At 42.4% G+C, this 13,253-nt stretch carries 13 protein-coding genes and 2 pseudogenes; 9 read left to right on the plus strand and 6 right to left on the minus strand.

What is annotated here, in order from left to right:
- Positions 1-202: 202 nt before the first annotated feature.
- A complete protein-coding gene (locus AC1DOK_RS03305) occupies positions 203-484 on the plus strand; it encodes an alpha/beta-type small acid-soluble spore protein (protein ID WP_477552806.1) in 282 nt (93 codons plus the stop codon).
- 154 nt (positions 485-638) lie between these two features.
- On the plus strand, positions 639-1,262 hold the full coding sequence (locus AC1DOK_RS03310) for a class I SAM-dependent methyltransferase (protein ID WP_477552807.1): 624 nt from the start codon (positions 639-641) through the stop codon (positions 1,260-1,262).
- Between the two features lie 39 nt (positions 1,263-1,301).
- On the opposite strand, the gene AC1DOK_RS03315 is transcribed toward AC1DOK_RS03310, so the two are convergent.
- Both AC1DOK_RS03315 and AC1DOK_RS03320 read right to left on the minus strand, forming a co-directional pair.
- On the minus strand, positions 1,302-2,153 hold the full coding sequence (locus tag AC1DOK_RS03315) for an alpha/beta hydrolase (protein WP_477552808.1): 852 nt from the start codon (positions 2,151-2,153) through the stop codon (positions 1,302-1,304).
- Positions 2,154-2,707: 554 nt separating this feature from the next.
- Positions 2,708-3,658 carry a DsbA family protein gene (locus tag AC1DOK_RS03320; RefSeq protein WP_477552809.1) on the minus strand — a complete coding sequence of 317 codons (951 nt, stop codon included), beginning with the start codon at positions 3,656-3,658 and terminating at the stop codon, positions 2,708-2,710.
- Positions 3,659-3,826: 168 nt separating this feature from the next.
- Here AC1DOK_RS03320 and AC1DOK_RS03325 point away from each other — a divergent pair, with 168 nt between their 5' ends.
- From AC1DOK_RS03325 to AC1DOK_RS03345, 5 genes and pseudogenes are all read left to right on the plus strand, one after another.
- Positions 3,827-4,429, plus strand: a complete 603-nt coding sequence (locus AC1DOK_RS03325) for a TetR/AcrR family transcriptional regulator (protein ID WP_477552810.1) — start codon at positions 3,827-3,829, stop codon at positions 4,427-4,429.
- A gap of 24 nt (positions 4,430-4,453) precedes the next feature.
- Positions 4,454-5,137 (plus strand): response regulator transcription factor, encoded by a 684-nt coding sequence (locus tag AC1DOK_RS03330; RefSeq protein ID WP_477552811.1) that lies wholly within the window; start codon positions 4,454-4,456, stop codon positions 5,135-5,137.
- Positions 5,138-5,769: pseudogene (locus AC1DOK_RS03335) on the plus strand (sensor histidine kinase).
- 101 nt (positions 5,770-5,870) lie between these two features.
- Positions 5,871-6,809, plus strand: coding sequence for a VanZ family protein (locus AC1DOK_RS03340; protein ID WP_477552812.1), 939 nt, complete (start codon positions 5,871-5,873; stop codon positions 6,807-6,809).
- A 24-nt stretch (positions 6,810-6,833) separates the two neighbouring features.
- Positions 6,834-7,451, plus strand: coding sequence for an ABC transporter ATP-binding protein (locus AC1DOK_RS03345; RefSeq protein WP_477552813.1), 618 nt, complete (start codon positions 6,834-6,836; stop codon positions 7,449-7,451).
- Positions 7,452-7,768: 317 nt separating this feature from the next.
- On the opposite strand, the gene AC1DOK_RS03350 is transcribed toward AC1DOK_RS03345, so the two are convergent.
- Both AC1DOK_RS03350 and AC1DOK_RS03355 read right to left on the minus strand, forming a co-directional pair.
- Positions 7,769-9,217, minus strand: coding sequence for a serine hydrolase domain-containing protein (locus AC1DOK_RS03350; RefSeq protein WP_477552814.1), 1,449 nt, complete (start codon positions 9,215-9,217; stop codon positions 7,769-7,771).
- Between the two features lie 147 nt (positions 9,218-9,364).
- Entirely contained in the window at positions 9,365-9,610 is a 246-nt protein-coding gene (locus tag AC1DOK_RS03355) for a hypothetical protein (RefSeq protein ID WP_477552815.1), read from the minus strand.
- Between the two features lie 112 nt (positions 9,611-9,722).
- On the opposite strand from AC1DOK_RS03355, the pseudogene AC1DOK_RS03360 reads away from it, so the two are divergent.
- A pseudogene (locus tag AC1DOK_RS03360) lies at positions 9,723-9,905 on the plus strand (TetR family transcriptional regulator); the annotation flags it as partial.
- Positions 9,906-9,958: 53 nt separating this feature from the next.
- Here the strand turns inward: AC1DOK_RS03360 and AC1DOK_RS03365 are convergent.
- Complete coding sequence (locus AC1DOK_RS03365) at positions 9,959-10,240, minus strand: helix-turn-helix domain-containing protein (protein WP_477553093.1); 282 nt, start codon at positions 10,238-10,240, stop codon at positions 9,959-9,961.
- A 526-nt stretch (positions 10,241-10,766) separates the two neighbouring features.
- Between AC1DOK_RS03365 and AC1DOK_RS03370 the strand changes: the two genes are divergently transcribed.
- Positions 10,767-11,603 (plus strand): CPBP family glutamic-type intramembrane protease, encoded by an 837-nt coding sequence (locus tag AC1DOK_RS03370; RefSeq protein ID WP_477552816.1) that lies wholly within the window; start codon positions 10,767-10,769, stop codon positions 11,601-11,603.
- Between the two features lie 233 nt (positions 11,604-11,836).
- Here AC1DOK_RS03370 and AC1DOK_RS03375 read toward each other — a convergent pair whose 3' ends face one another.
- A complete protein-coding gene (locus AC1DOK_RS03375) occupies positions 11,837-13,246 on the minus strand; it encodes an MFS transporter (protein WP_477552817.1) in 1,410 nt (469 codons plus the stop codon).
- Between the last annotated feature and the right edge of the window lie 7 nt (positions 13,247-13,253).

Genomic DNA, 13,253 nt, shown 5'->3' on the forward strand with positions numbered 1-13,253 from the left:
ATTCGGCAAAAAAAGACAAATTCCTACCGCAGCATATCGGGAATAGACGCTACATTTTCGGTATCGAACCAAGTCTTAATATTGTCCAGTGACATGCAATCGTAGCGAGTTTTGATTCATTAATCCATCGAGAATGATAAGGCGAGGATGATTTTCAGGTGCTCGGGCAACTTATTGGAAAAGAATTCGAGGAGCGAATCAGATGGCAAGAAGAAATCGAAAATATGTGGTGCCAGGGGCAGAACAGGCGATGCAAGCTTTTAAAGCAGATGTGATGAAAAACGAAGGCTATGCCGTTAATCCCAATCGACCAGATGACGTGAAATTCGAAGTGGCAAAAGACCTCGGCGTACCGTTGCAACCTGAAGGTAACGGCCAGCTAACCACGGAATCGGTAGGACAGGTCGGTGGTAAAATCGGAGGTTCGATGGTGCGTGAAATGATTCGTCTTGCCCAAGAACGGTTAGCCAATCAAGATCAGTAGATCAGTCTGATAAATGATATTGAAAAGAGCTTGGAATTTTCCAAGCTCTTACTTATGAGTACGACCTGTATGGGCGTGACAACTAAAGAATCTGAATGTACGATTAAAATACTAATTAGTACGGATGAGAAGCTGGTTAGAGGACGTGATTTAGATGAAAAAAGAAAAGCTCGTAAGTATATTCGACAAGCAAGCAATAAAGTACGAGAACAGAAAAGAAGGCCAGTCTCTCCCACAATGGCGTCAAAAATTGCTGCAGGATGCGAAAGGGAATGTGCTTGAACTGGCAGTAGGAGCGGGCGCGAATTTCCCATTTTATCCACCAGAAGTGAAGGTAACTGCTACCGATTTTAGTGGGGAGATGCTGAAGAAAGCCCAAGAAGCGGCAAAAGGAACTCGTCTTCAAGTAGATTTTATTTTGTCCGATATTGATGAGCTTGAGTTTGCTGACCATTCGTTCGATACGATCGTTTCGACCTTGTCTTTTTGTTGCTATGAGAATCCGTTAGAAGTGTTAAATAAACTTCATCGGTGGTGCAGGCCTGATGGACAAATTTTGCTTTTGGAACATGGAATTAGCTCGAATTGGGGGATTCTTGCGGCTCAGAAACTACTGGATTCGCTTATGTATCGATACATCGGTTGTCATCATACAAGAAATTACCCAGATTTGCTTCATGCGTCCAAATTATCGATAAGTAAAATGGAAAGCTATTGGTTTGACATGGTAAAACTCATTTGGGCGAAACCAAAGGGGCTGGAAATAAAAAAACACTAAGAATCAACTTAGTGTTTTTTCGTTATACAAATGAAAGCCTCAATTGCCCTCAAGAATCCACTTGTTTAGCTCTTTGTCAAAGGTTCGAGGTTCTTCAAACATCGGATTATGACCACTATGCTCAAAGATCACTTTCGTCACGTTCTTATACTTGTCATCAACAGAATTCCAAAGTGAAACTGGCGCTACCAAATAATCATATCTGCCGAGACCGATAAATACGGGTTTATTGAAGCCGGCTAGCGATTGTATCAGGTTCAACTCTCCGAATGCCTCTCCCCACAGATGATCGATAATTGGCATATTCGTATATACATCTTTCCACATATAAGCTGCATCAAATGTATAGTCATAGAAGCTTTGAGCTCCCATCCGAATACACATGTGAACGAAGCGCCGTTCAGGATCTTTCTTGATGTCATTTTCTAACAGAGCAATATCCTTCTCGAACTGTTTTTTTCTCTCTGGACTTGCGGTCTCATTAAAGAATGCAAAGCTTTGACACTGTCTTTCCTCGCTATTTGTAGGTGCTGAATTCAATAAGACAACTTTTTGAACATGGTCCGGATATTTGTTAGCATATTCCAAAGCCATGAAAGCATGTCCTGAATGCCCTAATAGAATGAAATTTGTTAAGTTAAGAGCCTGCCTTGCCGTCTCTATATCATTTAATACTTTGTCCAATCTATAATCTTCGGGCTGCAGAGTCCGGGGCGGCTTCACAAATCCTCTATGATCAAGGAAAATAAACTGGAATGTATCATATAAATCTTCTGAGAATAGTTGAGGATAATAAACACTGCTGCCTATCACCAAAATGGGGTTCCCGGTTCCTTTTACACAATAATTCAGTTCAAATCCATCGCTATTTATACTTTGGTATTTATTCATTGTAATCGTCCTCTTTTCTTTGTTTATTCTACACATCACTCCTTTCTTTCACGGATTCCATTACATTCTCCATGGAACGTTCTAACATTCCGATCACCTCAAATATTGTGGCTTGTAATAGATAATATGTTAACATACTGCTCACTGTTAATCGAGAAGGTGTTCGGCGGTAGTCTTGGGCTGAGCTGCTGCGTCGTACTGACAGCGGCTGAGCTGATTTATGGGCGTTTAAGATAAATCGGGGGGAACCGTATCATAAGTGTCGGCGAAAAGTTTTGGACTTGACCGCTCACGGGGCGCAGAAAGCTGGGTTACTTGTGCAAGAAGCTTAAAGTCAAATAGCAACTTTGAGTTTATGATTCAGTTTAGGGACTTTTCCGTCGAAAGGAAAAGCCCCTTTTTGAACTATTTGCGGAAAGGCATATAGACTGTCCATTTTGCCTTTCGATTTCGCATTATGGAAGTTAAGCTGAACCATTAAGAGATCCCCCCAAACCTATTTTGGACCGCGGGGAGGGGTTGCCCTTATCGAGGTTTCAAGACTTTTTCCATTATTATTTCGTGGTTGTAAAATAGGACTCCCCTAGAAGTTCCTTCACTTGATAACTGCTTGGTGAAAGTTGTTTTTCAACAAAAGCTTTAATTTCCGACTTTTCAATATCATACATAACTTCAATTTCTTTAGAAAATAATAGCTTTTCTTTTTCAAGCAAGTTAGAAAGGGATGGTTGTTGTTTTGGTTGTATTTCTTCCGTATTTAGAATTTGCTGTAGACCCTCAACATAGGACTCTAACGGACGACTACCTACGATTTTCAATCCTTTATTTTCCTCATTGATCATAATGATCGTCGGGAAACCTCTAACTCCAAGGCTTTTAGCGAGACTAAAATCTTTATTCAATAATTGTTGGCCGGTTTGTTGTTCGGCATCTTGAACAATAGCTTCTCCATCAAGTCCAAGCTGATTTACGATGTCTATCATGATGGATTCATCAGCGATATTTCGATTAAATGCGAACAGAGCTTCTCGTGATCGTCTTAAGTAATCATAGGCTAATGCATCGTTATAAATTTTTTGAATCACTTTAAATACACGAGAAGGCGGGAAGGAGGATTGGACCGGATTGTCGAGCATCAGTGAACCGTCAATCGGCATGCGCGAATATTCTCCAACCTCTCTCCAGTGGCCGAAGACGTCAGCAGGACCTGAAATTCCGTTAACTGGGTCGACAGGCTCATCACTCCATTTTTCCAGCAATCCACCCATAACCGTATGAAAGTTGAAATAATGCCCATGTTGCTCTTTAAAACGACGAAGAACTGGTTCAAGCGCCCAGCAGTGAGAGCAAACTGGATCCGTTACATAATAAACTTCAATGGATTTTTGGTGTTGATTAAAATCGATAATCTCCACTTCTTCCTCCCCAGCTACTCCACATACACCTGTTTCTAAATCACAAATCATATGATTATCGTTCGCCATTCGTTTATCCTCATTTACCATGATTGTTGGCCTCCTTGAAGTGTCATAAACAAGCGTTATTAGTAACATCTCTTTGTTTTACAATCATATTCTAGCCATAAAAAATCTATCGGAACACCAATAGATCATTCCATTTGTCGTTTATGCAACACATTGATACAATTGTTTAAAAAGTTGGAGGGACATCATATGACTCAATCAAAGACAGATCCCCGAGTTTTACGAACTCGTAAGTTAATCATGGACTCTTTTATTGAACTTTCAGAAAAAAAAGAATTCAAGGACATTACCGTTAAGGATATTACAACAGAGGCTAAGATTAATCGTGCAACGTTCTATTATCACTTTGAAGATATATATGACTTGCTCAACAAGGTATTATCGGAAGTTTTATTGATTAATTTGAATGCCATAGACTTCGAGAAAAGCGAACTAAATGAAGCATCGATTATTGATATCTTCGTGGCCATATCGGATTTTCAAAGAGCGTTATCCAGTCGGTGTCATAGAGGATACGATGAGACCATAGCCCGTATTATTAGGGAACAACTTGAAATCATTTTCTATGGAATGTTGCGAAAGCAACATACAACAGAAGAAGATGAATCTCTAAAAATTACAGCTGTCATTTTAAGTTGGGGCATTTATGGTGCTTCTGTGGAGTGGAGGAGAAATCGTAAGGAATTATCGCCGGAAGAATTTATCAAGTCGGCCATTCCTTTTCTGATGTCTGGGATTGAACACGTGTGGGGCTGCTATAATGTCGAATCTAAGATGGAGAATAAAATTTAATCCAATCGTAAGGATGATCTGCATATGAAAATTTTATTAGTCGAGGATGATAAGACGATCGCATCGGGTCTGGAGTATTCGTTGCAGCAGGATGGTTATCCAACCGTTCTCTGTCATGATGTCGCCTCAGCCCAACAGGTGCTCGCTGAAGACATGGATCAGTTCGCTTTATGCTTGTTCGATTTACAGCTACCGGACGGGAGCGGCTATGAATTGTGCAAGATGGTGAAGGAGCGGCGAGACATTCCGGTCATCTTCTTAACAGTGATCGACGATGAGGTCAATGTCGTGATGGGACTCGACATGGGAGCCGACGATTACATTACCAAACCTTTTCGAGTTCGTGAGCTCCTCTCCCGGATCAAGTCCGTGTTACGGAGATACCAGAAGCCGTCCCAAACGAAAACGACCATAGACATCGATAATGTCCGAATCCATACGCTGGAAGGCAAAGTGCATAAAAACGGCGCCGAAATTCCGCTCACCGCCTTAGAGTATCGCTTATTGCTGATCTTCGGCAACCACATTGGACAGGTTCTCTCAAGGAATCAACTTCTAGAGCAAATCTGGGACGTGGCTGGCGACTTCGTGAACGACAATACGTTAACGGTCTATATCAAAAGGCTGAGGGAAAAGCTGGAGGATGATCCAGGGCATCCGACATTGATCAAAACGGTACGCGGTTTAGGCTATAAGGTTGGTGATTAAATGTTGCGTAATCGAGAAATTCAACGATTATTGCTCCTCATGGGCTTGATCAGCTTAGCGGCGCTCGTTGCCGCTGCTTTCATTTCGACTGCCGCCGCGGCGCTCGTATTCATTCTATCCATGCTGCTCATTGGCAGTAGTTTGTTATTCACGAGATGGAGATACCGCGAACTCGAAAAATTGTCCGTCTATTTGCGGAAAATTAGCAACGGCAGGCATTAGAGCCGGTTATGATTCCGATGGATATTAAGGGACAAACGGTTTCCATCGCGGGCAATGACAACGTCTCGTTTGTCGGCGATTTCAATTGGACTTCCGAAGCGGTCATCAATATATTGAAAAACGGCGTGGAGCAAACGCCTGAAGGCGGAGCGATCGGCATCACATTTTCCGAAAACGCGTTATTTACGGAAATCGTCATTGCTGACAATGGAAAAGGCATTCCGAAAGAAGATTTGCCTTATATTTTTAAGCGTTTTTACAAAGGAAAGAACGCCGGCGAAGGGAGCATCGGCATAGGGCTTGCGATGGCTCACAGCATCATTGCCAGCCAGAACGGAGTGATCGATGTGACAAGCGACAGCGAGAAGGGTACGCAGTTTCGGATTAAGTTTTATAAGCAAGTGATTTAGCGGCACTCCGTAAGTGACTGAATTGTCACCTCCATTGTCACTTGAAAGTCATTTTAGACAGATAAAATGATATTCATCAGCTGAACTATGGAGGTATGACAATGCATTTGAAGCAACAGCGTAAGATTATTTTTGCCATGACCATATCCTATACCCTTTTGATTCTTTATTTTATGTTTCTCGCTTTCGGCAGAGTAGGTACTGTAGAGCACATAACCGAATACACCTTTATTTTTTTACCGGACGGTTTTTTTAGGCTGCCAAGCCTATCGGATCTTCTGCATCCTACGCTGATGGATTTTGTCGGTTTTGGGAACATCGCAGCCTTCATCCCTTTTGGCATATTGATTCCGTTGTTATATCGGACCAATTTTATTCGATTCATGATGTTGTTCATCCTGTCCATTCTCATGCTGGAGACCATTCAGGCACTGACTTTGCTCGGCAGCTTCGACATTAACGACGTCATTCGGAACTCATTGGGCGCAGCAGTAGGATTCGGTGCGTACAAACTTGGCTTTCGTACGAAAAATGTCTGGAGAAATATGGCTGCTACGGGCATTTCCATTGTTGTCCTTATGCTCGGGGTCTGGGGGACCTTCGGGATCGTTGACAAAGCGTCCACCAAAGAAATTGGCCCCTTTGTGGCGATAAACGAATTGAAAGATGGCACCGGCAATACATCAACGGGAACCAAACGATACAGTCTCAAAATTGGCGGTCAAAACGTAGAACCCAAATATAATGTGTATAGCGTCGAAGGCAAAAATAAGGAAACGTACACGTATACGTTAGGCAATAAGGAGGAGATGTATCTCTCCTTGAATTATGGAATTCCCGATCAAAAGGATTTCCATGGCAGCATCAGAGTTACCGTCGATGGACATGAGTTCCTGTCCGTATCTGCAGAGAATCAACGCCATGAGCCGGATTTGTCTTTAATTTTTCTCCCACAGGCAAATGAGCTTACGATAACCATTGAGGGAAATGAAACCCTATGGGATGTTGGATTTAGAGAGATGATATATTTCTGGAACTGAGCATCAGGGCAAGGAGGTATGACAATGGAAATTTTAAGAATCGAACATTTATCTAAAATATACGGCACAGGCGAATCGGCGGTGAAGGCGCTTGACGAAGTTTCTTTTTCGGTCCAAAAAGGCGAATTCGTCGCGATTATCGGCCCGTCCGGTTCGGGAAAATCGACGCTTCTCCATATGCTGGGCGGCGTGGATCGGCCGTCTGGCGGTAAAGTTTTTGTTGCGGATACGGACATGTATGCCTTGAACGAAACACAGCTGGCCATCTTTCGACGCAGGCAAATCGGCCTGATCTACCAGTTTTTCAATCTGATTCCCGTCCTGACGGTGGAGGAAAATATTACGCTGCCGCTCTTGCTGGATAACCAAAAGGTAGATCAAAAGCAGTTGGATGGCCTTGTGCATACGTTGAATTTGCAGCATCGATTAAACCACTTGCCGAATCAGTTATCCGGCGGACAGCAGCAACGGGTCTCGATCGGCAGAGCGCTCATCGGCAATCCTGCGATCATGCTGGCAGACGAACCGACCGGGAATCTGGACAGCAAGAATAGCAACGAGAACGTCGACTTATTAAAAATGTTGAATAAAACCTATTTGTCATTGTCGGTTCCGCCATGCTATATTCAGGCGCGAAAGTAAAAAAGGAAAACATTATTGATGCATTAAAGCAAGAGAATATATGAAGGCCATCGGCCCTGACTTGGTTGAAGTCAGGGCCTGCTTCGTTTAGGGGAGTCTCAATGAGCAGCACGACATTTATAGCACGCGTTAAAGTAAAAGAGATTCAGGTTAAAGGGATCATTGGGTAGTTTTCGCTGATAGCCCCGTTAAGCTGAACCCTACCATAAGTAACGGCGAAAAATAGGGAGTGTGTGTGGACACTCCCTTTGAGCTAACATTGTCTGTTATCAAATGTCTACTTCACATTAATCCAATAAGGCGAACGAACAAAATGCTTATTTTCGGAGCGAGGCATTATATCGGAGAGTGTATACAAACCATGTAATGCTTGCTGTTAATAATGCCGACGAAATCAAAGCTGTAAGAACACTATATGTTTGCCAAATAAGTATCGTTGACCAATCTAATGCACAGCACATTATACACAGGGCAATCGTAGCAATCAGCAAAATAGCTGTTACGATTATTCGCTTTTTTGTCATAGGCTGCCGCTCATTCGTTTTCCTTCTGCGTAATCCTAAGAGAAAGAACAGAACGGCCAATAGGCAAAGAATAATTGTGGTAGACGACAAAATGATGTCCAAAAGCTGTGTGCCGCTTATTTCATATGACTGCGTTAGATTGCCGTCTAATATATCTTTAACTTTTAGTACCATGCTTCTATTGGTATTTGCGCCGTTGGTCAGCAAGCAGACGGCTGTTCGTTCATTTGGCAGTATGGCCACTTCGGTTCCGAAATTGGGATTGCCCCCTGGGTGCTCTATAATCGTTTGGTTGGCGTTTACCGACCAGCCCGCCGCATAATACATTTCGTTGACAGCCGGAACAGACATATCACCCTGATGTGATTTTTCGATAACCGTATGGAATATTTCGGGTATGTCCTGCACAATACCCATCTGTATGCCCATCCAACGCGCCATATCTTTTGTACAAGAAATGATGTAGCCTGCGGGTTTATTCCCGGAATAATCCGGCGCGTTATATGGAGTTGTCATAAAAAAGGAAGAACGGTAGCCCTGTGCCAACTGTCCGGTGGCTTGAGCATCTTCTTTATAAACATACGTCTGGTGAAGACCTAACGGCTGAAATACCTGTTCCCTCATAAAGTCTTCATAGCTTTGTCCCGACACAATCTCAATAACCAAACCCAATACGTCATAATTAACGGTTCCATAGTTATACTGTTCACCGGGAGGGAACGCCAACTCAGCATCTACCAGCATTTCTACAGTCTTTTGCAGCAAATCTGGCGTATTGCCTTGTGGAATATTTTGAGTATGCCTACCATTTGTTAGGCCGCTAGTATGGTGAAGAAAGTTATTGAGTGTAAGGCTTTGCATATCAACAGGTTTCCCTTGATACTTTAACGTAAACCAAGGTAAATATTTTTGGACAGTGTCAGTCATTGACAGCAGCCCTTGCTCTTCCAGCAGCAGAATACCCATGCCGGTAAAAGCTTTACTGACCGAGGCCAACTCATATAGTGTATTTTCACTTGCAGACAACCCCTTTTCACGGTCTGCATACCCGGAAGAAAAGTAGAACACTTCATCATCAGCAAGTATTGAGATTGACATTCCCGGCACACCTGATATACGACAGGCATCATCCAGCAACGCTTGTATTGCCGCAGATTGCGTATCTGACAACGCATAACTTTGTGTTGCGAATCCTGAGAATAATATAAGTATCGTTAATACAAAAACAATAGTCTTTTTCATAAACTCTCCATTTTGAAAAAATTATGCGAGGATAATATAAACAACCCGTAGAACGCCTTATCCGCCTAAAGTGTAATAAGGTATACATTATTAAGCTTATCATTGTAAAGTCTTATTGCATGTGAAGAATCATACGATGTAAAAATATTAGATCGCTATCGTAATCCTCTCCTTACTACGAGCTATTTTGCTAGGAACACAAAAATCCCCCTCTGCTTCATCAGCAGAAGGGGCAATGGTTTGGAAGTATTCCTCTATGTTTTTATCAAAGGTTAGCTCAATCTCTTCAATCTCTTTCTGTCCGTTTAGCCTGATCTTTTGGACAACCAGATGTAGCAGGGTTTTCTTTTGCTCAAAATCGGTGGTCTCCAGAAGATGCTGGAACTCAGACATCAGGGCGTGGACTCGTTCGACAGAGATCGTCTGCACATTGTCGTCTCTAAGCTCACATTCCAGCCTGGACTTGTCGGTTGCCAGCTTGTCTAGCTCGCCTTGAAGCTCCTGGTTGGTTGAAAAGCAATCACATCATACTGCCTCCCTCCCGGATACTCGTACGCGTGTACTTACTGCAGCTACTGATATGTTTGCAGAACAAGGATACTCCAATGCTTCACTGGATAAAGTAGCAGCACGAGCAGGCATGAGCAAAGGTGCCGTATACTGGCATTTTTCCAGCAAGCAGGATTTGTTTCTAGCGATTTTGGAACAAAATTTATCTCGAGATCTAAGGGTGCTTGCCGCTCAAATCAAAGATGTTCTGACAGCAGAAGATCCATTGGCTGCTATACACTCGTGGTTAGAGGCGATGCGCGCTTGTACCAAATCAATAATCACCCTAATATCGCTGATGGCAAGTGCATCGGCAATTTTTTCGATATGAGAGAAATTGATGTTTTCTCTTTTGCCATTGGATAGCTCGCTTAGTGCAGCGTGGCGTACGTCGGATAGGCGGGAAAGTTCCCGTAGTGAGATGCCGTGGCGATTAAGCAATTCTGGAATTTTGACGACGACTTTTTTGGCTATAAACAATCACCTCATTTGAGTGACTAATCGCAATCATACTTCTAGGGTCTATTCATTTCCTCGCACAATCTCTCTGATTACATTTTTAGATATTCGCACCTTGTCCTGACTTGCCTCTTACCTGTTGGTTGCAGGCTCTCGCAAACCTACATGAACCTCACTCCAATGTTCCTACATCAGAACCTCCCCAAACCCTGCCTCATCCTTAGTGACTGGTCGTTAGAAATCATGCTCAAAGCTCTATATATCCAAGAGAGAGAATATTTTTCCGCCATATCATTTGCAACTAGAAGATCTATTAGATCTGACACGAAATGAGACAGGTACTGACTTTGACTCCGTTAATCTAATCGAATCGGTAAAGTTCCTTGCGAACTGTCCAAGTGCATCTTGGGTACAGAATATGAGTGCAGCGCATCTTCAGAGACTTATGCGGAGAGTGGACGAGTTATTATGCCGACTTTCCCCCAGAGTTACTAATTCACCTACCGAGCGGTATACTTCCATATTTTAAAAGAAGAGGGATATGGAACCTAAAGATGATGTTTGTAACAGTCACTGGCTTCCAGATATTGATATAATGGCGACAGTTCTATTTTTATCTGAGGGTGGGAGAAATGTGCTTAAGATGACAAACAAAGTAGCATTAAAACTGACTTTGCTGTTGGTAGGATTATCGTGTTTATGGGTATTCTCAGCTTTATTTAAGATGATCTTTATTTGGTTTCTGTTATTTGGAATAATCTCAGTGGTTTATATTATAAAAAATAAGAACACCAAATTAAAGGATGTTATTATCGGTTGTGTACTTGGAATGATAGCTATGCCAGCTAGTATGTTTATGGGCGTGTCGTCAATTATCATATATATTGGTGCCACCAGCATGATGAAAGGTTCTAGTCATAAAATTATTTTAATTAAAAATAGTACGAAGAAAGATGTTGTGATCTCGTGTGTAACTTTGGTGTTGGTCGGCGTGGTATTGGGTGCAATCAATGTCCTACTTGCTGTAGGAAGTACAGCGATTAATCCCTCATTCCAACTGTCATTTATTATAGAAGCCATAAAAGCAGGGGTGACTGAAGAAATTATTTTCAGATTTTTTCTGTTTGCACTTTGTGTTGTAATAGCGGGGAACCACAAGTTTACTAGGCTTCAAAATGTATTATGTTATTTGATTATGGTGCTACCTCATGTATTCATTCACTTTGAATTAAGTACTTTCAATATTGCCAATGTAATTGTGCTAGCACTATTATTTGGATTACCATTTGCATTGCTTCAACGCAAGCGCGATTTGGTATCAGCTATGGGTTCGCATGCTATTGTAGATATAATTAGGTTCTGTGTGTTTAGTGCATAGATGATTCCCTTGATAAACTGATTCTTTGGTTGGTCAGATAATGCGGAGTATTCGAAGCGACTGACGCCTTATATTAAATTTCAAGTCGTGGAGGTTTACGACGAGAAAGCACCGGAGACGATGAGTGAACGAAAGGAAGAACATCATCTTCCTTTCGTTATGAGACCAGCGAATGTTTCTTAAAATTTCGATGCCTCAGATTTACGATTCGATCGTCATATTATGACGATCGATCATCCGTGAGTGGAAACATCCGTACTTGTTTTGATGCTTTCACCTTTTTTCGAATCTTTGGCCAAAAATGCCGCAACGAAATTCAGAATGAAGGTAGCCGCGATTGCACCAATAAAGCCGATTGTATAAGCGCCTGTCGAGTCTTTGATATAGCCCATGATAAAGGGATAGGCGAATCCTCCTACCAAGAAGCCTATCCCCAGAATAAATCCGTTGGCCGTTGCAACATGCCTCGTTCCCGCGGATTCCAATGCTGAGGCCAGCGCGACCGGCATTCCGGTATAAACACCCAAGCCTACTACCGGCATCATCCAAGCGACAAGATCATATTGATTATTGGCTATACCGATGGTTAGAACGGTAAGCGAAAGCGTCATCAACAAGCCGGCAAGTATGATAAACGGTTTTCTTTTCCCCATGCGATCGGATATCAAGCCAAAGAAAATGGAAGGAACGATACCGACCAAGACATACAACGATGTCAAAAATCCGGCAAGTCCCTCAGACCAGCCCGCTTCTTCTATTAGAATGGTGGGCACCCAATAAGCCATTACGGCATATAAACCCCATTCACCGATGAAAAAAGCTGTTGCCATGAGGACATTTCTGTCCCCGATCACTTTGAGATAGCCTCGGAAAGAACTTTTTTCTCCTGATGGTTGTGATGAAATTTCACGATTTTGGACGTGAGGAGGATTCTTTAATAAGAAGAAGGAGATGAAGAGCACAACAATCAAGAAAATACCCCCGATAGCCGAGCCGTTTTTCCATCCTATCGCAGTAAGCACGAAGGAAAATAAGTAAAGCGAGAAAACGGTACCGATCCCGTCGGATGTAAACATGACACCCATGGCAGAACCCATACCATTTGATTTTTCAAACCATTGAGCCGCCATCGAATAAGGCCCTACAAACAACAAGCCGACTCCAAGTCCAATAACGCCTCTGGCAAAAACCAATGATGGAAAACCAGACATATAGGCAAACATAATTTGCCCGATGGCACTAATTAATAAACCCCACAAAATAATATTTCGAGCTCCCCATTTATCTAACAATATCCCAACAAAAGGTAAAATCAGGCCCCCTACTAAAGCGGTAACAGAAGCCAGCAGCCCTGTTTCAGAGTAACTGATGGAGGTATCCTCCATGATTTGAGTAATTTGGGTCGAGTATCCAATGTAAGGAATAAAACAGGCAATTAAAGCTAAATAAGACAGCCAGAGCATCTTCCACTTGCGATCCTTCATATTCTCCATAGAAACACCCTCCTGTATTTTTAGTGATATAGAATTCATTACTTTCGTCTCATAAATTCTAAGTATCACCTGCAGAAACAGATGCCGCCTGATAAGGACGGTGAAAATGTTTCTACTTGTATGGTTGCGAACAGGCTTGTTCGCAACCATATATTCA

The sequence above is a fragment of the Paenibacillus sp. P5_B5 genome, assembly GCF_056400365.1.

Excerpts from the sequence above, each read along its gene's own strand:
- AC1DOK_RS03305 (WP_477552806.1), top strand. The coding sequence starts at position 203 with ATGGCAAGAAGAAATCGAAAATATGTGGTGCCAGGGGCAGAACAGGCG.
- AC1DOK_RS03310 (WP_477552807.1), top strand. The coding sequence starts at position 639 with ATGAAAAAAGAAAAGCTCGTAAGTATATTCGACAAGCAAGCAATAAAG.
- AC1DOK_RS03315 (WP_477552808.1), bottom strand. The coding sequence starts at position 2,153 with ATGAATAAATACCAAAGTATAAATAGCGATGGATTTGAACTGAATTAT.
- AC1DOK_RS03320 (WP_477552809.1), bottom strand. The coding sequence starts at position 3,658 with ATGGTAAATGAGGATAAACGAATGGCGAACGATAATCATATGATTTGT.
- AC1DOK_RS03325 (WP_477552810.1), top strand. The coding sequence starts at position 3,827 with ATGACTCAATCAAAGACAGATCCCCGAGTTTTACGAACTCGTAAGTTA.
- AC1DOK_RS03330 (WP_477552811.1), top strand. The coding sequence starts at position 4,454 with ATGAAAATTTTATTAGTCGAGGATGATAAGACGATCGCATCGGGTCTG.
- AC1DOK_RS03340 (WP_477552812.1), top strand. The coding sequence starts at position 5,871 with ATGCATTTGAAGCAACAGCGTAAGATTATTTTTGCCATGACCATATCC.
- AC1DOK_RS03345 (WP_477552813.1), top strand. The coding sequence starts at position 6,834 with ATGGAAATTTTAAGAATCGAACATTTATCTAAAATATACGGCACAGGC.
- AC1DOK_RS03350 (WP_477552814.1), bottom strand. The coding sequence starts at position 9,217 with ATGAAAAAGACTATTGTTTTTGTATTAACGATACTTATATTATTCTCA.
- AC1DOK_RS03355 (WP_477552815.1), bottom strand. The coding sequence starts at position 9,610 with ATGTCTGAGTTCCAGCATCTTCTGGAGACCACCGATTTTGAGCAAAAG.
- AC1DOK_RS03370 (WP_477552816.1), top strand. The coding sequence starts at position 10,767 with ATGGAACCTAAAGATGATGTTTGTAACAGTCACTGGCTTCCAGATATT.
- AC1DOK_RS03375 (WP_477552817.1), bottom strand. The coding sequence starts at position 13,246 with ATGGTTGCGAACAAGCCTGTTCGCAACCATACAAGTAGAAACATTTTC.